26 protein-coding genes are annotated in these 22,262 nt (G+C 68.7%); 6 read left to right on the top strand and 20 right to left on the bottom strand.

The features are described from left to right. Nucleotides 1-27 precede the first annotated feature (27 nt). The 9 genes from clpX to GKO32_RS23425 all read right to left on the bottom strand — a co-directional run bounded on the left by clpX (nucleotide 28) and on the right by GKO32_RS23425 (nucleotide 7,524). Nucleotides 28-1,323, bottom strand: a complete 1,296-nt coding sequence (gene clpX, locus GKO32_RS23465) for an ATP-dependent Clp protease ATP-binding subunit ClpX (protein ID WP_154759035.1) — start codon at nucleotides 1,321-1,323, stop codon at nucleotides 28-30. A 194-nt stretch (nucleotides 1,324-1,517) separates the two neighbouring features. Continuing rightward, nucleotides 1,518-2,144: an ATP-dependent Clp protease proteolytic subunit gene (locus GKO32_RS23460; RefSeq protein WP_154759034.1), complete on the bottom strand. Its 627-nt coding sequence runs from the start codon at nucleotides 2,142-2,144 to the stop codon at nucleotides 1,518-1,520. 27 nt (nucleotides 2,145-2,171) lie between these two features. Further along, on the bottom strand, nucleotides 2,172-2,786 hold the full coding sequence (locus GKO32_RS23455; RefSeq protein ID WP_312868426.1) for a ClpP family protease: 615 nt from the start codon (nucleotides 2,784-2,786) through the stop codon (nucleotides 2,172-2,174). A 143-nt stretch (nucleotides 2,787-2,929) separates the two neighbouring features. Beyond that, nucleotides 2,930-4,345: a trigger factor gene (gene tig / locus GKO32_RS23450; protein WP_154759033.1), complete on the bottom strand. Its 1,416-nt coding sequence runs from the start codon at nucleotides 4,343-4,345 to the stop codon at nucleotides 2,930-2,932. Between the two features lie 105 nt (nucleotides 4,346-4,450). Continuing rightward, nucleotides 4,451-4,654 carry a ferredoxin gene (locus GKO32_RS23445; protein WP_312868425.1) on the bottom strand — a complete coding sequence of 68 codons (204 nt, stop codon included), beginning with the start codon at nucleotides 4,652-4,654 and terminating at the stop codon, nucleotides 4,451-4,453. Then, nucleotides 4,651-5,835, bottom strand: coding sequence for an NADH-ubiquinone oxidoreductase-F iron-sulfur binding region domain-containing protein (locus tag GKO32_RS23440; protein ID WP_154759031.1), 1,185 nt, complete (start codon nucleotides 5,833-5,835; stop codon nucleotides 4,651-4,653). The genes GKO32_RS23445 and GKO32_RS23440 overlap by 4 nt, the downstream gene beginning before the upstream one ends. Further along, nucleotides 5,832-6,374, bottom strand: a complete 543-nt coding sequence (locus tag GKO32_RS23435) for a ferric reductase-like transmembrane domain-containing protein (RefSeq protein WP_154759030.1) — start codon at nucleotides 6,372-6,374, stop codon at nucleotides 5,832-5,834. Before GKO32_RS23435 ends, GKO32_RS23440 begins: the two co-directional genes overlap by 4 nt. Beyond that, a complete protein-coding gene (locus tag GKO32_RS23430; protein ID WP_154759065.1) occupies nucleotides 6,371-7,300 on the bottom strand; it encodes an FAD:protein FMN transferase in 930 nt (309 codons plus the stop codon). Before GKO32_RS23430 ends, GKO32_RS23435 begins: the two co-directional genes overlap by 4 nt. After that, on the bottom strand, nucleotides 7,300-7,524 hold the full coding sequence (locus GKO32_RS23425; protein ID WP_154759029.1) for a hypothetical protein: 225 nt from the start codon (nucleotides 7,522-7,524) through the stop codon (nucleotides 7,300-7,302). Before GKO32_RS23425 ends, GKO32_RS23430 begins: the two co-directional genes overlap by 1 nt. 142 nt (nucleotides 7,525-7,666) lie before the next feature. Here GKO32_RS23425 and GKO32_RS23420 point away from each other — a divergent pair, with 142 nt between their 5' ends. The 6 genes from GKO32_RS23420 (at nucleotide 7,667) to katG (ending at nucleotide 14,327) form a co-directional block, all read left to right on the top strand. Then, complete coding sequence (locus GKO32_RS23420; RefSeq protein ID WP_312868424.1) at nucleotides 7,667-8,620, top strand: histidine kinase dimerization/phospho-acceptor domain-containing protein; 954 nt, start codon at nucleotides 7,667-7,669, stop codon at nucleotides 8,618-8,620. Then, the gene (locus GKO32_RS23415) at nucleotides 8,617-10,464 is read left to right on the top strand and encodes a glycosyltransferase family 39 protein (RefSeq protein WP_154759028.1); all 1,848 of its coding nucleotides are present in this window, start codon (nucleotides 8,617-8,619) and stop codon (nucleotides 10,462-10,464) included. The genes GKO32_RS23420 and GKO32_RS23415 overlap by 4 nt, the downstream gene beginning before the upstream one ends. A gap of 96 nt (nucleotides 10,465-10,560) precedes the next feature. Then, nucleotides 10,561-11,268 carry a PP2C family protein-serine/threonine phosphatase gene (locus GKO32_RS23410; protein ID WP_154759027.1) on the top strand — a complete coding sequence of 236 codons (708 nt, stop codon included), beginning with the start codon at nucleotides 10,561-10,563 and terminating at the stop codon, nucleotides 11,266-11,268. Between the two features lie 39 nt (nucleotides 11,269-11,307). After that, nucleotides 11,308-11,550: a DUF2630 family protein gene (locus GKO32_RS23405; protein ID WP_312868423.1), complete on the top strand. Its 243-nt coding sequence runs from the start codon at nucleotides 11,308-11,310 to the stop codon at nucleotides 11,548-11,550. Nucleotides 11,551-11,656: 106 nt separating this feature from the next. Next, entirely contained in the window at nucleotides 11,657-12,109 is a 453-nt protein-coding gene (locus GKO32_RS23400) for a Fur family transcriptional regulator (protein ID WP_312868422.1), read from the top strand. Continuing rightward, nucleotides 12,102-14,327: a catalase/peroxidase HPI gene (katG, locus tag GKO32_RS23395; protein ID WP_312868421.1), complete on the top strand. Its 2,226-nt coding sequence runs from the start codon at nucleotides 12,102-12,104 to the stop codon at nucleotides 14,325-14,327. The genes GKO32_RS23400 and katG overlap by 8 nt, the downstream gene beginning before the upstream one ends. A 91-nt stretch (nucleotides 14,328-14,418) precedes the next feature. Here the strand turns inward: katG and GKO32_RS40240 are convergent, their stop codons facing one another. The 11 genes from GKO32_RS40240 to GKO32_RS23340 form a co-directional block, all read right to left on the bottom strand. Beyond that, nucleotides 14,419-14,607 carry a tautomerase family protein gene (locus GKO32_RS40240; RefSeq protein ID WP_312868419.1) on the bottom strand — a complete coding sequence of 63 codons (189 nt, stop codon included), beginning with the start codon at nucleotides 14,605-14,607 and terminating at the stop codon, nucleotides 14,419-14,421. Nucleotides 14,608-14,609: 2 nt separating this feature from the next. Then, nucleotides 14,610-15,386 (bottom strand): 2-keto-4-pentenoate hydratase, encoded by a 777-nt coding sequence (locus tag GKO32_RS23385; protein ID WP_376765993.1) that lies wholly within the window; start codon nucleotides 15,384-15,386, stop codon nucleotides 14,610-14,612. Next, nucleotides 15,383-16,201 (bottom strand): alpha/beta fold hydrolase, encoded by an 819-nt coding sequence (locus GKO32_RS23380; protein ID WP_154759024.1) that lies wholly within the window; start codon nucleotides 16,199-16,201, stop codon nucleotides 15,383-15,385. The genes GKO32_RS23385 and GKO32_RS23380 overlap by 4 nt, the downstream gene beginning before the upstream one ends. 13 nt (nucleotides 16,202-16,214) lie before the next feature. Continuing rightward, nucleotides 16,215-16,862 carry a class II aldolase/adducin family protein gene (locus tag GKO32_RS23375; protein WP_154759023.1) on the bottom strand — a complete coding sequence of 216 codons (648 nt, stop codon included), beginning with the start codon at nucleotides 16,860-16,862 and terminating at the stop codon, nucleotides 16,215-16,217. Next, nucleotides 16,859-17,590 carry an SDR family NAD(P)-dependent oxidoreductase gene (locus GKO32_RS23370; protein WP_154759022.1) on the bottom strand — a complete coding sequence of 244 codons (732 nt, stop codon included), beginning with the start codon at nucleotides 17,588-17,590 and terminating at the stop codon, nucleotides 16,859-16,861. Before GKO32_RS23370 ends, GKO32_RS23375 begins: the two co-directional genes overlap by 4 nt. Further along, the gene (locus GKO32_RS23365; protein WP_154759021.1) at nucleotides 17,590-17,982 is read right to left on the bottom strand and encodes a nuclear transport factor 2 family protein; all 393 of its coding nucleotides are present in this window, start codon (nucleotides 17,980-17,982) and stop codon (nucleotides 17,590-17,592) included. Before GKO32_RS23365 ends, GKO32_RS23370 begins: the two co-directional genes overlap by 1 nt. 20 nt (nucleotides 17,983-18,002) lie before the next feature. Further along, entirely contained in the window at nucleotides 18,003-18,470 is a 468-nt protein-coding gene (locus GKO32_RS23360; RefSeq protein ID WP_154759020.1) for an SRPBCC family protein, read from the bottom strand. A 9-nt stretch (nucleotides 18,471-18,479) separates the two neighbouring features. Then, nucleotides 18,480-19,370 carry a VOC family protein gene (locus tag GKO32_RS23355; RefSeq protein WP_154759019.1) on the bottom strand — a complete coding sequence of 297 codons (891 nt, stop codon included), beginning with the start codon at nucleotides 19,368-19,370 and terminating at the stop codon, nucleotides 18,480-18,482. A gap of 44 nt (nucleotides 19,371-19,414) precedes the next feature. After that, nucleotides 19,415-20,311 (bottom strand): fumarylacetoacetate hydrolase family protein, encoded by an 897-nt coding sequence (locus tag GKO32_RS23350; protein WP_208024518.1) that lies wholly within the window; start codon nucleotides 20,309-20,311, stop codon nucleotides 19,415-19,417. A 23-nt stretch (nucleotides 20,312-20,334) separates the two neighbouring features. Then, nucleotides 20,335-21,246, bottom strand: coding sequence for a VOC family protein (locus GKO32_RS40235; RefSeq protein WP_312868418.1), 912 nt, complete (start codon nucleotides 21,244-21,246; stop codon nucleotides 20,335-20,337). A gap of 196 nt (nucleotides 21,247-21,442) precedes the next feature. Continuing rightward, nucleotides 21,443-22,243 carry a GntR family transcriptional regulator gene (locus GKO32_RS23340; protein WP_154759017.1) on the bottom strand — a complete coding sequence of 267 codons (801 nt, stop codon included), beginning with the start codon at nucleotides 22,241-22,243 and terminating at the stop codon, nucleotides 21,443-21,445. Nucleotides 22,244-22,262: the final 19 nt, after the last annotated feature.

The following is a 22,262-nucleotide window of genomic DNA, read 5'->3' as shown; positions in this document are numbered from 1 at the left end:
GCCGTTACGCCACGCGGCGCAGTCGAATCAAGCCGTCTTCTCGCCGCGTTCGGTGCTGCGGCGGCGAGACGGCTGCCGCGAAACGATCGTCGGGTTCACGTTCTCCCGCACGGTCTGCTCCGTGATGACCACCTTGGCGACGTCGTTGCGGCTCGGGATGTCGTACATCACCGGCTGCAGGACCTCTTCCATGATCGCGCGCAGCCCGCGCGCCCCGGTCCCGCGCAGCACCGCCTGATCCGCGATGGCTTCGAGCGCCGTCTTGGTGAACTCGAGCTCCACGTTGTCCATCTCGAAGAGCTTCTTGTACTGCTTGACCAGCGCGTTCCGCGGCTCGGTCAGGATCCGCACCAGCGAGTCCTTGTCGAGGTGGGTCACGTTCGCCACGATCGGGAGCCGGCCGATGAACTCGGGAATCAGCCCGAACTTGATCAGGTCCTCCGGCATCGTGTCGGAGAAGATGTCGCTCTCCTCGATCTCGGTGCGGGTGCGGATGTCCGCCCCGAAACCGAGCCCGCGCTTGCCGACCCGTTCGTTGATGATCTTCTCCAGACCCGCGAAGGCGCCGGCCACGATGAACAGCACGTTCGTCGTGTCGATCTGGATGAACTCCTGGTGCGGGTGCTTGCGGCCGCCCTGCGGCGGGACCGACGCGGTGGTGCCCTCGAGGATCTTCAACAGCGCCTGCTGCACGCCCTCGCCGGACACGTCGCGGGTGATCGACGGGTTCTCCGACTTGCGGGCGATCTTGTCGACCTCGTCGATGTAGATGATGCCCGTCTCGGCGCGCTTGACGTCGTAGTCGGCGGCCTGGATCAGCTTGAGCAGGATGTTCTCGACATCCTCGCCGACATAGCCGGCCTCGGTCAGCGCGGTCGCGTCGGCGATGGCGAACGGCACGTTCAACATCTTCGCCAGCGTCTGCGCGAGGTAGGTCTTGCCGCAGCCCGTGGGGCCCAGCAACAGGATGTTGGACTTGGCCAGCTCGACCGGCTCGTCCTTCGCGTCCTTGGGGCCGCTCTTGTCATCGGACTGGATGCGCTTGTAGTGGTTGTACACCGCCACGGCGAGCGTCCGCTTCGCGTCGCTCTGGCCGATGATGTACTGGTCGAGGAACTCGTGGATGTCGAACGGCTTCGGCAGCTCGTCGAGCTTCACGTCACCGGCTTCGGCCAGCTCTTCCTCGATGATCTCGTTGCACAGGTCGATGCACTCATCGCAGATGTACACGCCGGGACCGGCAATGAGTTTCTTCACCTGTTTCTGGCTCTTCCCGCAGAAAGAACACTTCAGCAGGTCTCCGCCGTCGCCGATCCGTGCCATGATCGTTGACCTGTCCCCTCCGGAGCGCCGGATGGCGCACCTGTCCGTGTACCTGCCCTCGCCGCCGAGACAGCGGAATTGCGAACCTCGCCACTGACGGTACCCGCCTCAAGCGCCCGGCGGGAGGACCCTAGCGAGGTGAGCCGGTGCGCTCCGGGAGGACACGCACCGGCCTGCCGCACGGATCAGCCCGCTCAGCCTTCAGAGGCCTTGCGGTAGGGCAGCACCTCGTCGATGATCCCGTACTCCTTGGCCTGGTCGGCCGTCAGGATCTTGTCGCGCTCGATGTCTTCACGGACCTCGTCCGGGGTCTTGTTCGTGTGCCTGGCCAGCGTGGTCTCCATCAGGCGGCGCACCCGCTGGATCTCGTTGGCCTGGATCTCCAGGTCCGACACCTGGCCGTAGGTGCCTTCGGTGGCGGGCTGGTGAATCAGCACGCGGGCATTGGGCAGTGCGAGCCGCTTGCCCTTGGTGCCGGCGGCAAGCAGGACCGCCGCCGCCGAGGCCGCCTGGCCCAGCGCCACGGTCTGGATGTCGGGCCGCACGAACTGCATCGTGTCGTAGATCGCCATCAGCGAGGTGAACGAGCCACCCGGGGAGTTGATGTAGATCGTGATGTCGCGGTCCGGGTCCTCGTGCTCGAGGTGCAGCAGCTGGGCCATCACGTCGTTGGCCGACGCGTCGTCCACCTGCACGCCGAGGAAGATGACCCGCTCTTCGTACAGCTTGTTGTACGGGTTGGATTCCTTGATCCCGTAGCTCGTGCGCTCGACGTACGAGGGCAGGATGTACCGGGACTGCGGAAGCTGGAATTCGCTCATTGTCCTGTTCTCCTTGTCCGCGCCCGGTCAGCGGCTGCCGTTGGGCGAGGGAAGCTGGTTCTCCCGGCTGAGCACGTGGTCCACGAAGCCGTACTCGCGGGCCTCCTCAGCGGTGAACCAGCGGTCCCGGTCGCCGTCGCGGATGATCTGCTCGACGGACTGACCGGTCTGCTCGGCCGTGATCCTGGCCAGCTCCTGCTTCCACTTGCCGAACACCTCGGCCTGGATCGCGATGTCCGACGCCGTGCCGCCGACGCCGGCCGAGGGCTGGTGCATCAGGATGCGCGCGTGCGGCAGCGAGTACCGCTTGCCGGGGGCGCCCGAGGACAGCAGGAACTGCCCCATCGAGGCGGCCAGGCCCATCGCGTATGTCGCCACGTCCGGCTCGATGAGCTGCATGGTGTCGTAGATGGCGAAGCCCGCGGTGACCGAGCCACCCGGCGAGTTGATGTAGAACCGGATGTCGGACTCGGAGTCCTCCGCCGCCAGCAGCAGCAGCTGCGCGGTGATCCGGTTCGCGACCTCGTCGTTGACCTCGGAACCGAGCACGACGATGCGCTCCTGGAGCAGCCGTTCGGACACCGAGTCGGTCAGGTTGAGCCCCGCGGTGCTGGTCCGCGCCTCGGGCTTGTGCTGTGTCACGTCTGCCTGCCTTTTCGCCGCCGTGGACTCCTTGCCCTGGAGATCCACTGTGGACTCATAACGAGAGATTCAGATCTTGCAATCGACCCTAACGAACTCAGGCGGCGCAGAAGTCCTGACACCGCCCGAGTTCGCTGAGAGCTTTACTTTTCGCCGGAAGCGTCCGCCTGCCCGGTGACGTCGGTCTCGGGGGCCTCGGTCTCGGCGGCGTCGACCACGGCCGGGGCCTCGTCCGCCTCGTCGTTGCCGAACAGCTCCTCCAGGTCGATCTCGGTACCGGAAGCGTCCGTCACCTTGGCCCGGCGCACGACCGACGCCAGCGCCTTGCCGCGACGGACGTCGGCGTAGATGGCCGAGAGCTGGCCGGACTGCTGGGCCCGCTGGACGTACTCGTCGGGGCTGATCCCGAACCGCTGCGCCTGGTAGATGATGCGCTCGGTGAGCTCGGCGTCGTTGACGCTCGTCTCCTCCTTGTCGGCGATGGTGTCCAGCAGCAGCTGGGTGCGCACCGCCTTCTCGGCCTCGGCCTGCAGCTCGGTGTTGAACTCCTCGAGGGTCCGGCCCTGCGACTCGAGGACCTTCGCGAGGGCCTCCTCGCTGTGGTCGAGGTCGTGGATCGCGTCATGCTTGCGGCTTTCCACCTCGGCCTCGACGACCTTCTCCGGCAGCGGCACCTCGACGGTCTCCAGCAGCTCGTCGAGGATCTTGTCCCTGGCCTGGACGCCCTGCTGGACCTTCTTCGTCTTGGCGAGCCGCTCGCGCAGATCGGCCTTGAGCTCGTCGATCGTGTCGAACTCGCTGGCCAGCTGGGCGAACTCGTCGTCCGGCTCGGGCAGCTCGCGCTGCTTGATGCTCTGCACGGTGACCGACACGTCGGCCTCGCGGCCGGCGAACTGGCCCGCCACGAGCTTGGTGCCGAACGTCTTGGTCTCACCGGCGTTCGCGCCGACGATCGCCTCGTCGATGCCGTCCACGAGCTGGCCGGAGCCGATCTCGTAGGACAGCCCGGTGGTGGCGGCCTCTTCGACCTCTTCGCCGTCGACGGTGGCCGCGAGGTCGATCGAGACGAAGTCCCCGTTCTCGGCGGGCCGCTCGACACCGGTCAGCGTGCCGAAGCGGGCACGCAGCTGGTCGAGCTCGGCTGCGACCTCTTCGTCGGTGACCTCGACGTCGTCGACGCTCACCGCGAGGCCCTCGAGCTCGGGCAGCGCGATCTCGGGCCGGATGTCCACCTCGGCGGTGAACTCCAGCACCTCACGGTCCTCGAGCTTGGTGACCTCGAAATCGGGCTGGCCGAGGGTGCGCACCTCACCGGCGCGCACCGCCTCCAGGTACTTGGCCGGAATGGCCTCGTTGACGACCTCGTCGAGCACCGGCGCGCGGCCGATCCGGCTTTCCAGGACGCGAGCGGGCGCCTTGCCGGGCCGGAAGCCCGGAATGCGCACCTGCTGGGCGATCTTGCGGTAGGCGCGGTCGAAGTTCGGTTTCAGCTCGTCGAACGGCACCTCGACATTGATCTTGACTCGCGTCGGGCTGAGCTGCTCGACGGTGCTCTTCAACGTGTTCTCCTCGAGCGGTACATGGATGGCTGACAGGCATGCGCGCGCACGCCTGACGTCCGAGTCTAGGCCAGCGACTTGACAGCTCCGGCCTGGCCCCGTCTGCTACCCGCGCAGCCGCAGCGCGAGCACCGGGCACAGCCGGACGGCGCGTTCGGCGTAGGAGGCCAGCCCGGGGTGCACGGCGGGTTCCCGCGAGCCGTCGCGCGGGACGGGGAAACCCCATGGATCCCGGGTGAGCAGCTCCGGAAGGAGTTCCGTGCAGAGGCCGCGGCCGTCGCAGGCCGTCCAGTCGATGTGCAGTTTCACCGTGTCCCCCTTGCCACACAACCACCGTGCTGATGCCGGGCGATCTCGTCGGAGAACGTCGCGAGGCTGCTGCGCAGGAACCGGGCCGCGCCGTCGGGGTGGTGGCAGGCACCGCGGCCGTCGACGAGGCCGGCCAGCCGCCACGCCTCGTCCGGCGAGCCCCCCTCGGCGAGTGCGGTCATCGCACTCGCCATCGCGGGCAGGCCGAGCCGGCACGGCCCGCACTGCCGGGCGCTCTGACCGGCCAGGTAGGTCATGATGCCGGCGACCGCTTGTAGTCCACAGTGGACGGTGTCGAGTGCCAGCACCACCCCGGCCCCGGCCGACCCGCCGGCGGGTCCGAGTCCCTTGCGGGACAACGGAAGCGACAGGTCGGTGACCCAGGTGCCGTGATAGCCGCCGACCAGGACGGCGCGCACGTCGCCCACCCGTCCCGCCCGGTCGAGCAGGCGGGCGAGCGGGATGCCGATGGGCACCTCGTACACCCCGGCTTCGCGGACCGCGCCGCTGACCGTGGCGAGGAACGTGCCCGGCTCCTCGGCCGTGCCGCGGCGCCGGAACCAGGCAGGGCCGTACCGTGCGATCTGCGCGAGATGCGCCAGGGTCTCCACGTTCTGCACGAGCGTCGGGCGGCCGCGCACCCCGGACCGTGCGGTCAGTTCCAGCCGGTCGGCCGGGAGGGCGGGCCGGCCCTCGACCGCGGCGACGACCGCCGATTCCTGGCCCGCGACGAAGTGTCCGGGCGCGCGCACGATCGTCACCGGCAACGCGTCCCATCCGGCGCGTTGTGCGAGCGCGGCGCGGGCGGCATCGGCGGCGGCACCGGCCGGGACGTAGAGGTAGGCCTCGGCGGCGCGGACCGTCTCGGCGGCCAGCTGCAGCCCGTCGAGCACGAGATGCGGGGCGCGGACGAGCAGCGTGTGGTCCTTGTTGCTGGCCGGCTCCCCCTCGGCCCCGTTGGCGATGACGACGGCGGAGTGCCCCTCGGCGACGGTCGCGAGCTTGCGCCACATGGGAAATCCCGCGCCGCCACGGCCGGTGAGTGCGGCGGCCCGGAGGTCGGCGATGAGCGCCCCGGGTTTGCGGCGCCACGGGATGGGCCCGTTGCGGGCGAGGTGGGTGGCGAGGTCCGGCGCGGCGGCCTCGAGCAACCCGGTCATTTCCCGGACGGCGGTGGTCATCTGGAGACCTCCAGGGGTGTGCGGGTGGACACGCCCCAGCACACCGCCCCGACCACGCAGGCGGCGCACAGCACGGCGATGGTGAGGAACCACGGGGTGAAGCTGTCGGTGCCGGTGCCGAGCGCGTGGAACAGGGCGACCGGCCACAGCGCGTAGGCGGCCCAGTGAATCGCGCGCCAGGTGCGGCGGCCGATCCGGTGGCGCAGCAGGCTCGTCACCACGATGGCGAGGAGGAGGTCGAGCGCGACGGTGCCGAGGCCCTGCCAGAACGGGCGATACCGGCCGGCGAAGGGCACCACGAGGTCGAACAGGCGCAGCATCGCGTAGGGGTCGAACAGGAGCAGACCCACATGCAGGGCAAGGAAAACAGCCGCGAGGAGGCTGACGTTGCGATGCAACTCGGTGACCGCGAACCTCGGCAGCCACGGCGCCGGACGCCCCGAGCGTGTCGCGATGCCGAGGACGGTGGAGACGGTCAGCAGCACGAGCGCGACGACACCACTGCCACGGCCGAAGTCCCACAGCGCGGTGGTGTTCATGCGCCCACCCCGCGCGCAGGTTCCTCCGGCCAGCCGCCCAGCGCGTGCACCCCACCCGAGGAATCCACCAGCCGGGCCGGCACGCCACGGGCGCCGAGCCACTCGGGCGCCGCCGCGCCCAGCACCAGTGCACCGGTGGTCAGCGTGTTCGCGTCCACGCAGCGGTCGGCCACCACGGTGACGCTGCGCCACACCCGCGGCGCCGGCTGGCAGGTACGCGGGTCGAGAACGTGGTGCAGCAGCCGGTCGCCCCGCCGCCAGCTGCGGCTGTTCGTGCTCGAAGTCGCCATCGCCGCACCGCTCGGCAGCCCGACGACCGACGCGGGATCGCCCGGCTGATCCGCCACCAGCACCCGCCAGCCGCCGGACGGGCCTGGACCCGCCGTGGCGAGGTCGCCGCCCAGTTCGACGAGCACGCCGGTGCCGAGTGCGCCCGCAGCCAGCCGCGCGCACCGGTCCGCCGACCATGCCTTCGCCGTCGCGCCCAGATCGAGGTGGACCCCGGGCGGGATGGTCAGATGCCGCCCGTCGAGGGTGACCCGCTGCCAGCCCGGCGCCGGGCGCACCCGCACCGGGACCGCGGGACCGTCGAGCGGGACCAGCGCCAGATCGCGGTCATAGCCGAGCTCGGCGAGCGCGTCCCCGACGGTCGGATCGACGGTGCCACCGGTGCGGCGGGCCGCGGTCAGGGCGGCGGCGACGAGACCGGCCAGCAGTTCGGAGACCTCAGCCGTCCCGGCGCGCTCGGCACGGGCGAGTTCGGAGTCCGCCCGGAAGCGGCTGCACGCCGCGTCCACGGCGGCCAGCTCCGCTTCCACGAGCGCCCGCGCATCCGCCAGTGCCGCCGGGTCGAGGACCACGACACGCGCGGTCGTGCTCCACACCCGCCACTGCGCAACGGTGTCGCCGGTGAGCAAGGCGGTCATCACGAGCCGCCAGAATGACCGTGTGCGGAGCCACCGCCCGAGGAAAGCCCGCCACCGCTGTAATCCGGCGACGTTCCACTATCCGAAGTGGACGATTGACTGGTGCTCGCTTGCGCATCGTCCGTGACGGCGATGGCCACGATCGTCGCGCCCGCCACCCCGGCGACAGCGATCCCGGTGGTCACGAGCGCGACCCGCCGGATGCCTGTTTCGCGGATACCCATGCCACTCAGTTTTCGGCCGGTTCCTTTGACCTTCCTGTGTACGGCATGAGGTGTTGCTGTGGCAGTGGGCGTTTCGCAGCGCACAGCCACCTCACAGTGAGCACACAAGCACCCCACACGAACGGCGACAACGGTCAGGGGTGTGGTGCGAACGAAGCTGATCGCCGTGCTGGTCACGTTGCTCGCCGTGGTGTGCCTGGTGATCGGCGTGCTCAGCGAGTTCGCCCTGAGCGCGTTCCTGACCAGGCAGGTCGACGGCCAGTTGCACGACACCGTGGCCCGCTCGCGAGTGACCGGTGCGGCGCTCCAAACCGCGGGCACCACCCTGGGCACCGTGCACGCGTGGGCCGGTGGCACGTCTGGAGAGATCCTGGCGACCGCCCCCGGTGCGCAGGTGCCGGTCCCTCAGCCACTGGGAGCCGCGGATCTGGCCGTGCTCAGGGAGATCGCACCGGACGCGCCCGCGCAGACCGTTTCCCTTTCAGTAGGGCGCTATCGCGTACTCGCGGCCGGCGCCGAGGTGTTCGGCCTGCCGCTGGCGCAGGCGGACGCGACGGTGGTGACGGCCGGGTTCGTCCTCGCCGGCGTCGCGGCGGTGGGCGTGCTCGGTGCCGGGGTCGCCGGCGCGCTGCTGGTGCGGCGGACGCTGCGCCCGCTGGACGAAGTCGCGGCGGCCGCGGCGAAAGTCACCGGACTTCCACTCGACCGCGGTGAAGTCGCACTGTCAGTGCGGGTTCCGGTCACCGGCACGGCGACCGAGGTCGCGCAGGTCGGCGAGGCGCTGAACCGCGTGCTGGGGCACATCTCCCACGCGCTGGAGGCGCGTCAGTCGAGCGAGACCCGCACACGCCGGTTCGTCGCCGATGCGAGTCACGAACTGCGCACCCCGCTGGCCGCGATCCGCGGTTACGCCGAACTGACCCGGCTTTCGGGCGACCGCGTGCCGCCCGACATCGGGTACGCGATGAAGCAGGTCGAGGCTGAGGCCGCCCGGATGGGCACGCTCGTCGACGAGCTCCTGCTGCGGGCACGCACAGGATTCCCACAGGACCGCCACAACAATGGCCAAGGTCGCGCCGAGAAGGTGAGTTCATGACGACGATGGCTCGCCCCGTGTCCGCCGATCGCACGACCTCCCGCCGAGCCGGTGACCCGCGCTGGGTGCGGCCCGCGCTGGCCGGTCTGCTGGCGGCGACCGCGGCGCTGTATCTGTGGAATCTCAACGCTTCCGGGTGGGCCAACGCCTTCTACTCCGCCGCCGCGCAGGCGGGCGGGGAAAGCTGGAAGGCGTTGTTCTTCGGCGCCACCGACCCGTCGAACGCGATCACGGTCGACAAGACCCCGGCCGCGCTGTGGCTGATGAGCCTGTCGGTGCGGATTTTCGGGCTCAGCTCGTGGAGCGTCCTGGTGCCCGAGGCGTTGCTGGGAATCGCGTCCGTCGCCTTGTTGTATGCCACGGTGCGGCGGGTCAGCGGGCCCGGCGCGGGACTGCTCGCCGGCGCCATGCTCGCGCTGACCCCGGTGGCGGCGCTGATGTTCCGCTTCAACAACCCGGACGCGCTGCTCGTGCTGCTGCTGATCGCGGGCGCCTATGCCACGATCCGCGCGATCGAAAAGGGGAGTCCACAGTGGATAGTGCTGGCCGGGGCGGCGGTCGGATTCGGTTTCCTGGCCAAGATGTTGCAGGCATTCCTGGTATTACCGGGCTTCGCGCTCGCCTATGTGCTCGCCGCGCCGGTCTCGCTTGGTAAGCGCTTTCTGCATCTGCTCGGCGCGTTGGTGGCGGTGGTCGTTTCGGCCGGCTGGTACCTCGCCGTCGTCGCATTGTGGCCCGCGGCTTCCCGCCCGTACATCGGCGGCTCGCAGACCAACAGCATTCTCGAACTCACCCTGGGCTACAACGGTTTCGGCCGGATCACCGGGGATGAGGTCGGCAGCCTCGGCGGCGCGCAGAGCAGCGGCAGCTGGGCCCGGTTGTTCGGCACGGAGATGGCCGGTGGCATCGCGTGGTTGCTGCCCGCGGCGGTACTGGCGCTCGGCGCGCTGATCTGGCTCACCTGGCGCTCACCGCGGACGGACCTCACGCGCGCGGCGGCGATCGCTTGGGGCGGCTGGCTGCTCGTGACCGCCGGCGTGTTCAGCTACATGAGCGGGATCATCCACCCGTACTACACGGTGGCGCTCGCGCCCGCTGTCGCCGCGCTCACCGGGATGGGCGCGACGCGGTTGTGGCGGCTGCGCGTCCATCCCGTCGCGGCGGGGCTGCTTTCGAGCGGGGTCATGGTGACCACGCTGACGACTTTCCTCGTGCTGAACCAGAAATCGGACTGGCAGCCGTGGCTCCGGTATTCCTCGCTCCTTTTAGGACTCGGCGCGGCGGCGCTGCTGGTGGTTGCCGGTCAGCTCTCGCGGACAGTGTCGCGCGCGGTGGCGGTACTCGCGCTCGTCGCCACACTTTCCGGCACCGGTGCGTACACAATGGCCACCGCGGCGACTGCACATTCGGGGGCTATTCCCGCCGCAGGACCGAATGGAAGCGCTTTCGGTGGCGGCATGTTCGGCGGCAATTTCCGGGGTGGGATGGGCAGTCTGCTCGGCACCACGACGCCGGGTGAAACTCTGGTTTCCTTGCTGCGCAACGACAGTTCAGCCTACCAATGGGCGGCCGCGACCGTCGGTTCCAATCCGGCGGCGAGTTACCAGCTCGCGGCGGACGTGCCGGTCATGGCCGTCGGCGGGTTCAACGGCACCGATCCCGCACCCACGCTCGCCCAGTTCCAGGAATACGTACGCGCGGGCAAGATCCACTATTTCCTCGGCGACTCGGCGATGCGGAGCACCTCCGGCAGCGACGACGCGCAGCAAATCGCCGACTGGGTCGCGCAGACCTATCCCGCGATGACAGTGGACCGGACCACTGTCTACGACCTCACCAGGTGAAACGGTCGCCGAGCGAAGTATTTTAGGGCAGTTTCATGGAATCCTCAGCCACACCACAGGCGAACGAGCCAGACTGGAGGGTGAAGGAGGGACGGGATGAACTCCACGAAGACTCCGGTCTGGCAGACCGCCAGCGCACAAGGCCCCCGCACGGTCAACGCCGACGCAGTGGACGCCTATGCCGATCCCGGCAGCCACCGGGTGACCTTCGCGCTGGCGGACGGCGTCGGTGACACCGCGGATGCCGCACGCGCGGCCCGGCTCGCCGCGGCGGCCGCGGTGCGGGCGCCGGCCGCCGACGGTCCTGTCGAAGCCATGCTGGCCGCGCGGCGAGCGGTCCAGGCCGATCCCACCGCCGGTGACTGTGTCCTCGTCGTGGCGTTGCCGTCGGACGGCGGATATCGCCTCGCGTGGGTCGGCGACGCCCGCGCGTACGCGTGGAATGGGGCCGGCCTCACCCAGCTGACCAGGGATCACACGCTCGCCCAGTACTTCCGTGACCACGGCGCCACACCGAGACCGCGCTTCGAGCACCTGGTGACCACGACCGTGCGCACGGCGGGCCCCGGCGAGATCGGCCGCGCCGAGATCCCCTTCCCCGCCGGTCTGCTGCTGACCAGCGACGGCGTGCACAAGACGTTGACGCTCGCGGCGATGGCCGAACTCCTGCGGCAGCCGGCGAATTCGGCCGCCGCGCTCACCGAAGCCGCCGTCGCGGCCGGTGGTTCGGACAACGCGACGGCGGTGTTCGTGGAGTTCGCCCCCGCCGAGGTCGACACCGTCCCGTTCGGCGCCGCCGCCTGACATCCGGTCGGACGGCCGCGGGCGAGGTACCGTTGCCGGGTGAGCGACAAGGACATCATCGGCGGCATCGACGAGCTCATCGCCGAGGAGCACCAGCTGCGGGAGAAGGCCGGTGGCCCCGGCCTCGATGACGCCGACCGCGCCCGGATGCGGCAGCTCGAACAGCAGCTGGACCAGTGCTGGGACCTGTTGCGCCAGCGCCGCGCGCGCCGCGAGTTCGGTGAGGACGAAGGCGCGGCCGAGGTCCGGCCGGCCAGCGAAGTCGAGCACTACCAGCAGTAACACGGGGTTTCTCCCGCACGCGCTCGAACACGCCTGGTAGGGACCTCGACACTCCATCGAGCGCCGAATCTTGATTCATTCCAGATTATGCGGCACACTTCGGGGCGTGCCGGCGACTGCGGACTTCGAGCGCATGCTGCGCGGGGCGGCTCTCCGAGTGACCCGCCCGCGACTGGCTGTGCTGTCCGCCGTGCACCGGCACCCGCACGCCGACACCGGCTCGCTCATCGAGGTCGTGCGTGCGGATCTCGGGGAGGTCTCTCACCAGGCCGTCTATGACGTGCTGAACGCACTGACGTCGGCCGGTCTGGTGCGGCGCATCGAGCCGACCGGCTCCGTCGCACGCTACGAAGCGCGCGTCGGGGACAACCACCATCATGTCGTGTGCCGCTCGTGCGGTGCCATCGAGGATGTCGACTGTGCCATCGGCGAAAAGCCGTGCCTGACCGCGTCCGACGACCACGGTTTCGTCATCGACGAGGCCGAGATCATCTACTGGGGCCTGTGCCCTGCCTGTTTCACCGCTGATTCCGATTCCTGGAAGGATTCCCGTGTCTGACAGCCCCAATGCCGAAGTCGGCGAACTCAACGTGGAAAGCGCGGGCGGGTGCCCGGTCCACACCGGACGTTTCGCGCACCCGACCGAGGGTGGCAGCAACCGTGACTGGTGGCCGAACCAGCTGAACCTCTCGATCCTGCGCAAGCACTCGCCCGTGGCCAACCCCATGGACGACGGCTTCGACTACGCCAAGGAGTTCCAGAGCCTCGACCTCGACGCGCTGGCCGCCGACGTTGACGAGGTGCTGACGACGTCGCAGGACTGGTGGCCCGCCGACTTCGGAAACTACGGCGGGTTCATGATCCGCATGGCGTGGCACAGCGCCGGCACCTACCGCATCGACGACGGCCGCGGGGGCGCGGGCGCCGGCATGCAGCGCTTCGCGCCGCTGAACAGCTGGCCGGACAACGGAAACCTCGACAAGGCCCGCCGTCTACTGTGGCCGGTCAAGAAGAAGTACGGCCGCAAGATCTCGTGGGCCGACCTGATGGTCTTCGCCGGCAACCGGGCGCTGGAGACCATGGGCTTCAAGACCTTCGGTTTCGCCGGTGGCCGCGAAGACGTCTACGAACCCGACCAGGACGTGTACTGGGGCCCCGAGCGCACCTGGCTCGGCGACGAGCGCTACTCCGGTGACCGCCAGCTCGAAGAGCCGCTGGCCGCCGTGCAGATGGGCCTCATCTACGTCAACCCGGAAGGCCCCAACGGCAACCCGGACCCGCTGGCCGCCGCCAGGGACATCCGCGAGACGTTCCGCCGGATGGCGATGAACGACGAAGAGACCGTCGCGCTGATCGCGGGTGGGCACACCTTCGGCAAGACCCACGGTGCGGCCGACGCCGACGCCAACGTCGGGGCCGAACCCGAGGGCGCGCCGATCGAAGAGCAGGGCTTCGGCTGGAAGAACAAGTTCGGCAGCGGCAAGGGCCGCGACGCGATCACCAGTGGTCTCGAGGTCACCTGGACCGCCACGCCCACCAAGTGGAGCAACGGGTTCTTCAAGAACCTGTTCGAGTACGAGTGGGAGCTGACGAAGAGCCCGGCGGGCGCCAACCAGTGGCGGCCGAAGGACGGCGCCGGGGCGAACACCGTCCCCGACCCGGAGACCGGTGAGCTCAACCGCGCGCCCGGCATGCTGACCACCGACCTCGCGCTGCGCTTCGACCCGGTGTACGAGCAGATCTCGCGCCGGTTCTACGAGAACCCGGACCAGTTCGCCGACGCGTTCGCCCGCGCCTGGTTCAAGCTGACCCACCGCGACATGGGCCCGCGTCGGCGTTACCTCGGCTCGCTGGTGCCGCAGGAGACGCTGATCTGGCAGGACCCGGTCCCGCCCGTCTCGCACGAGCTCGTCGACGAGGCCGACGTCGCGGACCTCAAGGCGAAGATCCTCGACTCGGGCCTGACCGTGGCGCAGCTGGTCTCGACCGCGTGGGCGTCGGCTTCGACGTTCCGCATCGGTGACAAGCGCGGTGGCGCCAACGGTGCGCGCATCCGGCTGGAGCCGCAGCGGAGCTGGGAGGTCAACGAGCCGGACCAGCTGGCCCAGGTGCTGCGCACGCTGGAAGGTGTCCAGGAGTCCTTCAACGCCGGCAGCAAGAAGATCTCGCTGGCCGACCTCATCGTGCTCGGTGGCGTGGCCGCGGTGGAGAAGGCCGCGAAGGACGCCGGGGTCGAGGTCACCGTGCCGTTCACCCCTGGCCGCACCGACGCGACGGCGGAGCAGACCGACGCCGAGTCGTTCGCCCCGCTCGAGCCGACCATCGACGGGTTCCGCAACTACCGCGGTAAGGCCCACCGGCTGCCGAGCGAGTACCTGCTGATCGACCGCGCCAACCTGCTCAACCTGAGCGCGCCCGAGCTGACCGTGCTCGTCGGCGGGCTGCGGGTGCTGGGCGCGAACTACCAGCAGTCCTCGCACGGCGTGTTCACCTCGACGCCGGGGTCGCTGACCAACGACTTCTTCGTGAACCTGCTGGACATGGGCACCGAATGGAAGTCCACGTCCGAAGACGCGGAGACGTTCGAGGGCCGCGACCGCGCCACCGGCGCGGTCAAGTGGACCGGTACCCGCGCCGACCTCGTGTTCGGCTCGAACTCCGAACTGCGTGCGGTGGCCGAGGTTTACGCCGCCGATGACGCCAAGGAGAAGTTCGTGCGCGACTTCGTGGCCGCGTGGGACAAGGTCATGATGCTGGACCGGTACGACCTCGTCTGACGTGAAACGGGTCCGGGCCGGCGATTGTTGCCGGCCCGGACTCCGTCGGCTGGCTCGATTGCCCGCCGGGCGACTGTCCACATCGGACGCGTCAGCTCTTTTCGTCCTTCGTCACGCCGCCGGCTGCCCAGTGTGCGGGCGGGATCTCGCGGACCAGGATCCGGATCGAGCTCGCCGGGGCTTCCAGCGCACCCTCGACCGCGTCGTGCACGCGGCGGATCAGTTCGCGGATCTTCTCCGGCGGGCGCCCTTCGATCAGGTTGATCTCGACAATGGGCACGGTCAGCCTCCCTCGATGTACACGGTGCCCAGATGCCTGAACTCCGCGGTCACTGTTTCCTTGGGCCGCAACGGAACGGCGTCGGTGAGCCCACCGGTCAGCACGAGCCATCCCGCTTCCAGCGTGATGCCGCGCCGCCCGAGGTCGTTCGCCGCGAGCGCCAGTGCTTCGGCCGGATGTCCTTGTACGGCGGCACCGGTCGCCGAATCGACCGGCTCGCCCTGCACGCTCAGCACGCACGCCTCGAGTCGTAGGTCGAGCGCAGTCGGCGGAACACCCGTGGCACCGACGACGAACCGCGCGGCGGAGGCGTTGTCGGCCACCACATCCGGCAGTGTGAACCGGAAATCGGTGTAGCGGCTGTCGATCACCTCGAACCCGGCGTGCACCGAGGCGACGGCGTCGAGCGCGACAGGGCCCGTGATTCCCGGGCCCCGCAACGGTTTCCCGAGCACGAACACGATCTCCGGCTCGACCCGGGGATGGATCAACGGCGGGACAGGCGCGCCGGCGGGCAGCACCATGCCGTCGGTGAGCCAGCCGGTGATCGGGGAATGCACTCCCATCCGTTCCTGCTTCGCCCGTGAGGTAAGCCCGAGCTTCACCCCGACGACCCGCTCCCCCGCGTCGATTTTCTTGCGCAGCAACACATCCTGCGCCTCATACGCCGTCGCGAGATCGAGTTCGGGCCAGTCGTCGACGAGCCGCCCGCCGTCGCGCCGGTCATGCTCGCGCGCCAGCAGTTCGCCCGCGACCCGTTCGACCGTCCACTGTGTCACGAAAGGAAGTCTCCCACGAGCCGGTTGAAATCGGCAGTACGCTCGATCATCGACCAGTGCCCGCAGTGGGAGAACACCGCCAGATCCGCGTTGTCGAGCAACTCCGCGAGACGGTACGAGTTCGCCAGCGGGATGACCTGGTCCTCCCGGCCGTGCACCACCAGCGTGCGGTGCGGGAGCTTCTTGAGCTGATCCTCCGGCGTCGTCATCGCTTCCACCCAGCGCTGCCTCGGCTCCGGGAACATCGCGGAAAACGCTTCCTGGAAGCCGGGCTGGATGCTGCCCTCGTACCGGACCTGCGCGAGCTCGTCGTTGACCAGCGTCCGCGAGTACGCGAACACGTCGAGCACCTTGCGCATGTTCTCCAGCGACGGCTCGTAACCCCACACCCGGTCCAGACCTTCGGTGAGCGGGAAGTCCACGCCCATGCTGCCCATCAGCACCATGCGCCCGACCCGCTCCGGGTGCTCCGCCGCGATCCGCAACGCGATCGCGCCACCGAAGCTGTTGCCGATCAGGTGCGCCCGCTCGATGCCGAGCGCGTCGAGAAAGCCGACCGTCTGCCGCGCCCAGGTTTCCAGGCCGTACCGGACTCCGTCCGGACGGTCGCTGTAGCCGAAGCCGACCATATCCGGGGCCAGCACCCGGAACCGCTTCGCGAGCTCCGGGATCACCAGCCGCCAGTTGGCATACGAAGTGACACCGGGACCGGACCCGTGGATGAGCACCACGGTTTCCGGGCCGTCACCGGCCTCCAGGTAGTTCGTGGTGATGCCCGCGGCCTCGACGCTCCGGCCGATCTCCGGCTTGGTCAACGCAGTTCCCCTTTCAGTGCGATTGCTCGGTTTTCCGTTTGAGGTGCTGCCACAACCGTTCGAGCAACGGTCCTTCCGCCGCCCGCCAGGCCGTGATGTCGTCTTCGCCGAGCGGCTCCGGTTTCCCGCCTTGGTGCGCCTGTGTCCACACGCGACACGCGACGTCCAGCAACCACATCCGCGCGACGGCGAGGCCGGGAGTGGCGCCGAGCGCCGCTCCCCCGTTGCTGCGCAACACGATCGCCTCGCTGTCGCCGAGCGTCTCCGCGGCCGCGGTCGCCAGCTCCTCCGAACGCAGCAGACGTGGAACCGGGTGCACCGGGACGCGAGCACCGAGCCAGGCGGCCTGCCCGTGCAGCGGGCGCAACTCGTCGGTCACCGCCCCGGCCACGAACAGCGCTTCGGGCTGGGCTCGGGCGATCGCACCGGCATCCGGCCTGCGCCGGTAGATCGCCAGGTGCAGCCAGACCTCCGGCGGCGCGCCCGCGGGCAACTCGGTGGCGTCCAGCGGGACCGTGATGAGCTCATCCTCCCGCACGGTCCCGAGATCGGCCGGCGGGGTGACAAGCACATTTTCGCCCTGACGCACGGAAACGTGGCCGAACGCGGTGACCAGGCCCAGTCGCGCCAGCACGTGCGCGGCTTCGACGAGCTCCGTCATGAACGGACCAGCCCGCCGTCGACGTAGAACGTCTGCCCCGTGATGAACCCCGCGTCGTCGGAGACCAAAAAGGACAGTGCACCGGCCAGGTCCTCCGGTTGCTGCAACCGTTTGATGGCCTGCAGCTGCGGCACGATGTCGAAGAACTCGGCCGGTCCTGCCTCGGTGCCGGGAGTGCGGGTGAAGCTCGGGGCGATGGCGTTGACCGTGACGCCTTGCTCGGCGAGTTCCGTGGCCAGTCCCCGGGTGAACCCGATGATCGCCATCTTGCTCGACATGTACGGCGTCGCGCTGGGGATGACGAGACTGACCGAGTTCGACGTCACGTTCACGATCCGGCCCCAGCCGCCCTCCGTGAGCCCGGGCAGGAACGCTTGTGTCACACGGAAAAGTGTGTCGACGTTGACCTCGAAGACCTTCCGCCACTCCTCGAACGTCACGTCCTCGAACGGCTTGAACGGGTAGATTCCCACGTTGTTCACCAGCACTTGCGGGGTGCCGAGGCGAGCCCCGACCTCTTCCGCCGCGGTGGCGATCTCGGCCGGGTCGGTCAAATCGACCTGGACGCCGATGCCCTTGCCGCCCGCCTCCTCGATGTCGGCGAGCACCGCCTCAGCCGGTGCCCGGTCGAGCACCGCCACCGACACGCCGTCGGCGGCCAGCCGCCGCGCGAAGGCGCGCCCGATCCCGTTCGCGCCACCCGTGACTACCGCGATTCGTCCGCCCATCAGACCGCCTCCACAGTGGACTCCTGCTCGATCTGGGCGAACAGCGGGCCCAGATCGATGTGTATCCGCAGCGAGCTGACAAGCCCGTCCTTGCGGTCCAAAATAGACACGGCCGGGAACGCGAACTCGTGACCACCCTTGGTTTGGTAGTGCACCAGCGCCTCCAGTACCGCCGTGTCACCGTCGTCGACGAACCACAGGTGGATCCGTTCGTGCCGCAGCCCGCCGATGATCGACCAGAACCCGCCGATCGCCTCGCCGATGGCGGTCTTGCCCACCGCCGGCGGGTTGTTGCCGAAGACGACGACGGCGTCTTCGGTGTGCCGTGCGACGTAGGCGTCCAGGCGCATGGCGTCGACGTCCGCGAAATAGTCGGTTACCCAATCAGACATGGCAAACTCCTCGTTGAGTTTTATGCCGCTGTTTCGCCGCGCGCGATCCTGCGCACGGCGCTGAGGGTGGACGCGACCGCGTCCAGGTAGTCCTGCGTCATCGTGTCGGCGTAGTCCTTCTCCGCCGGCGACCCGGCGGGGGCATCGGCGACGGCGAGGGCGAAGCTGAACCGCAGCGCCAGATCGTCGGTGCCCGCGCCCTCGATCTCGTTGGTGATCACCCCGAGCACCGGTCCTGCCAGCCGCGTGAACACGACACGGTGCGGCTTCTCCAGGGTGATCCGCTCGGTGAACTGCGAACCGTGCAGCGTGATCTCGCGGTCGAAAACCGTGTCGCTGTGCCGTTCGATGACGTCGCAGTGCGACATGACCTTGACGAACGGCAGGGCGTTGCCGGCCTTGGCGACCAGCCCGTCCCAGAGCATCTCCCGGGTGACGACCGGTTCGCCCGGCTCGTTCACCTGCAGGCTCCGCGTCACGAAAAGCATGACATCTCCTTATGCCGGATCGGAAAGCCGAAGTTGTGGTTGGCTCACGGTGCGTGCCTTCGGGCCGAGCCACATGTCGATCGCGCCGATCTCGTCGGGATCGAAGAAACGCGGCCGCCACGCCGCCTCGTCGGTGATTCGGCGGACCCCGAACGAGTACTCGTAGGTGAAGTTCTCCGGCCCCAGGAAGTACAGGAAGATCGCGCCCGACTGCGGGTGCCGCCCCGGGCCCATCTCGATCTCGACCCCGTGCTCGACCAGGAAGTGCCAGTTACGGAAAACGTCGTCGAGTTCGGCGACCTGGAAGTTCATATGGCACATACCGGGTTCGTCGGCCTGGAACACGGCGATCTTGTGATGCACCTCGTCGATCCGCATCAAGCAGGCGCCGTCGCCGACCCAGTCCGAGACACGCGCGTTGAACGTCGAGGACCAGAAGCGGTACGCCTCCCGCACGTCCGGCGCGTCCAGACAGAGGTGGCCGAACTCGGTGATGCCCGAGCCACGCGAAAGCCGTACCGGCCGGGAAATCGTCTGCCTGCCGAACGCGAGCTCGATCCGGTTGCCGAACGGGTCGTCGAAACCGATGAACTCGGCCACCCGGCGGGACCGGGCCTCCTTCTCATCACCACGCGTGACGCGAAAGCCCCGACGCTCCAATTCGGACTCCGCCGCCACGAGCGCGTCTTCGGTGGCCAGTGTGAAACCGGAAGCGATGACCCCGGAAACGCCTTCGACGAGCGAAAGGCTGTGGTGGTGGGAATCCGACCGCAGATGCGCAACCCCGGGCTCACCGCTGTCCATCAGTTCCAGGCCCACGATGTCGGTCGCGAAGTGGACAGCCGTGGCGAAATCCGCGACGCCTGAGCGGACATAGCCGATGTCTTCGAGTTCGATCATGCTCAAATCCCTTCAGTAGTCCGGTAACCCCGCGCGACCATCGGTCAGCTTCCCGTGGCCAACGGAATGGTGGCCGCGGCGTGCACCGGGTTCTCCAGTGCGCCCAGGGGGCCGATCTCGACCCGGACGACATCACCGTCGGCGAGTGACTTGCCTTGTGCGACACCGACACCCGCGGGGGTTCCGGTGGCGATCACGTCGCCGGGTTCCAATGTCATCAGTGCGCTGGCGGCGGCGATCAGTTCCGCCACGGTGAAGATCATGTCGGCGGTGTTACCGTCCTGCTCGATCTTTCCGTTGCGCCACAACCGAACGGGCAACTCCTGCGGGTCCGGCACGAGCCAGGCCGGGGTGATGCCGGGCCCTGCTGGGGAAAACGAGTCCCGCCCCTTGGAGGCGAGCCAGTCATACACGAACGGCGGCGCCAGCGGGGCGGGACGCGCATGCAGTCCCCTGGCGGAGATGTCGTTCAGGATCGTGTAGCCCGCGACATGACTGAGCGCGTCCGCCACGTCGATGTCGCGTCCGGCGCTGCCGATCACCACCGCCAGCTCGGCCTCCCAGTCCACTCTGGCCGCGGTGTCGCCGGGGATGACGATCGGCTCACCAGGACCGGCGAGCGAGGTCGGAGGCAGCATGAAGAAGAACGGTTCGAGCCCCGACGGCAGCTCGGTGATGCCCATTTCCTTTGCGTGGCCAACGTAGTTCGCCCCGGCACACAGCAGCTTGCGGGGCGAGCGCACCGGCGCGAGCAGCCGGACTTCGCCGAGCGGTTCGGCGCCGGCCGGCGTCCAGTTCTCCAGTACGGGCGCGACGGACGCCCAGTCCCGCAGCACTTCGTCCACTTCGGAATAGTCCGCGAGGGCAGGGATCGCGAAGACACCGGTTTCGGTCAGCACGCCCACCCTGATCGCACCGTCCTTTTCGGACAGTGTGTTCACCAGACTCCACACGGGCTGCCCCATCAGTGGTCGATCATGTCGAAGTTGATCGGGCCCCAGTGGTTGACCGCGGCCAGGTCGACCTCCCAGGTACGCGGGCCCATCGGTGAGGTCTCATGCCACGGGCGTGGTTCCCAGTACCCCTTCGCCTCGTCGTGCATGACGTCGAGCTGGGTGAATAGCTCGATCGTGTTGCCGTCGGGGTCCTTGTGGTAGGTGAACAGGTTGTGCCCGGCGCCGTGCCGTCCCGGGCCCCAGTGCAGGCGGTAGTCGTTCTTGGCGAGGTGGTCGATCATGGTGATCAGGTGCGCCGGGTCGCGCATCTCGTACGCGATGTGGTGCATACCCTCGTACTTGGTGGTGGCCAGGAAGTTCGCCGCGTGGTGGTCGGCATTGCAGCGCAGGAACACGAAGAAGTCGCCGATGGTGTCCGACCAGCGGAAGCCCAGAAGGTCCTGGTAGAACTTCTGCATCGGCTCCAGCGATGTGGTGAACGACGCGATGTGGCCGAGTTTCGTCGGGCGCAGCGGCGTGCTTTCGTTGGCACCACTGGGATCCTGCGAGGTGATCAGGTGCAGCGGCACGCCCGTGTTGGGCTCTTCCAGCACGAGGACGTCCGGCGTGCCGGGTCCGATGTCGGAACGCCGCTGGGTTTCATAGCCGGCATCCTTGAGGCGCTGCTGCGCGGAGTCGAGGTCCTCCCAGATCTCGTACCCGACAACCGCGCGGCCACGGGAAGCTTCTTTTTTCGTCAGTACGACACAGTGGTGGTCGGGGCCGGTGGTCAGGAAGGCGCCGTTCGGCGAGGAGTCCACCAGCTCGAATTCGAGCACCCGGTTGTAGTACTCGGCCAGCCGATCGACGTCAGGGGTCTCGAACCCCACATAACTGAGCTTCGAAACACGAACCGCCGGCTGGGCATTCGGGTCCGTCACGGTGCCCTCCTGTCTGCGTTGACCCTATATGCACTTTTCAGTGCACTCACAGATGAAAGTGTACACACAAATTACCGGCTGTCCATACGGCCGTTCACCTGAGCGCAGCGCACACATCGCCTCCACCAGGAGGTATGCCGAGGACACGCGGCTAGTTACAGCAATGGAAGACGCCGGAGGATTACTGCATACACCTTTAGGCGGGGAAGAAGCCGTTGCCGACGCCGCCGGCCCGCCCCATGATCACGGCCAGCGCGGCCCGGATCGACACCGGATCGAACTCCGGCGCGATCTCGGCCAGCAGCATCGTCGCGGTGCGGGCACGGTGGCGGGCGGTCTCGATTTCGAGGTCGTCGAAGCGGGCTTCGCGCACCGCGTCGACCAGTTCCTGGTGCTCGCGGTGGCGGGCGTTGTCGAGCTGCTCGCGGTCGATACTGGAGCGCAGGAGCTCGATGTACTGCTCACAGCGGTCGCCGAGCGCGCGCAGTGACTCGCGCAGGTGCGGCGCCGCGGCGCGGACAGCCTGGTCGTGCAACGCCCGGTGCGCCGTATGCCAGGCCTGCCGGTCGGTCGCCTCGGCCATCCGCACCAGCGCCTTGCCCATCACGTCGGCGTCGTCGGGCCCGAGCTGCCGGGCGGTGACCCGGATCGCAAGCGTCTCGATCATGATCCGGTTGGCGAACAGGCTGTCCAGGTCGGTCGCGTCGAACCCGCTGACCCGCGCCTGATGGTTGACCTGGCCTTGGAGCAGACCTTCTTCCATCAGCATCCGCATCGCCTCACGCACCGGCGTGCGGCTCACCCCGAGTGCCTCGGCCAGCGAACTCTGGGCCAGCACCACCCCCGGCCGGAGCGTGCCGTTCAGGATGAGATCCCGCAGGTAGGCGTGCACGGCGAGGGACGATTCCCGCCGGTTTTCGATGGTCAGCGCTTCGATTTCGGGAGGCGCGGGCGCGGGCTTCCGGCCCCGGCGCACCGCCGACGTCTCGTTGTCCACGTTCCCTCCCGATGTCGAT

Origin of the sequence: Amycolatopsis pithecellobii (assembly GCF_009707865.1) — a bacterium.
In the GTDB taxonomy this organism is placed as follows: domain Bacteria; phylum Actinomycetota; class Actinomycetes; order Mycobacteriales; family Pseudonocardiaceae; genus Amycolatopsis_E; species Amycolatopsis_E pithecellobii.
Note: the sequence above shows the minus strand (reverse complement) of the source record. Positions and strands in the feature narration are given on the sequence as shown.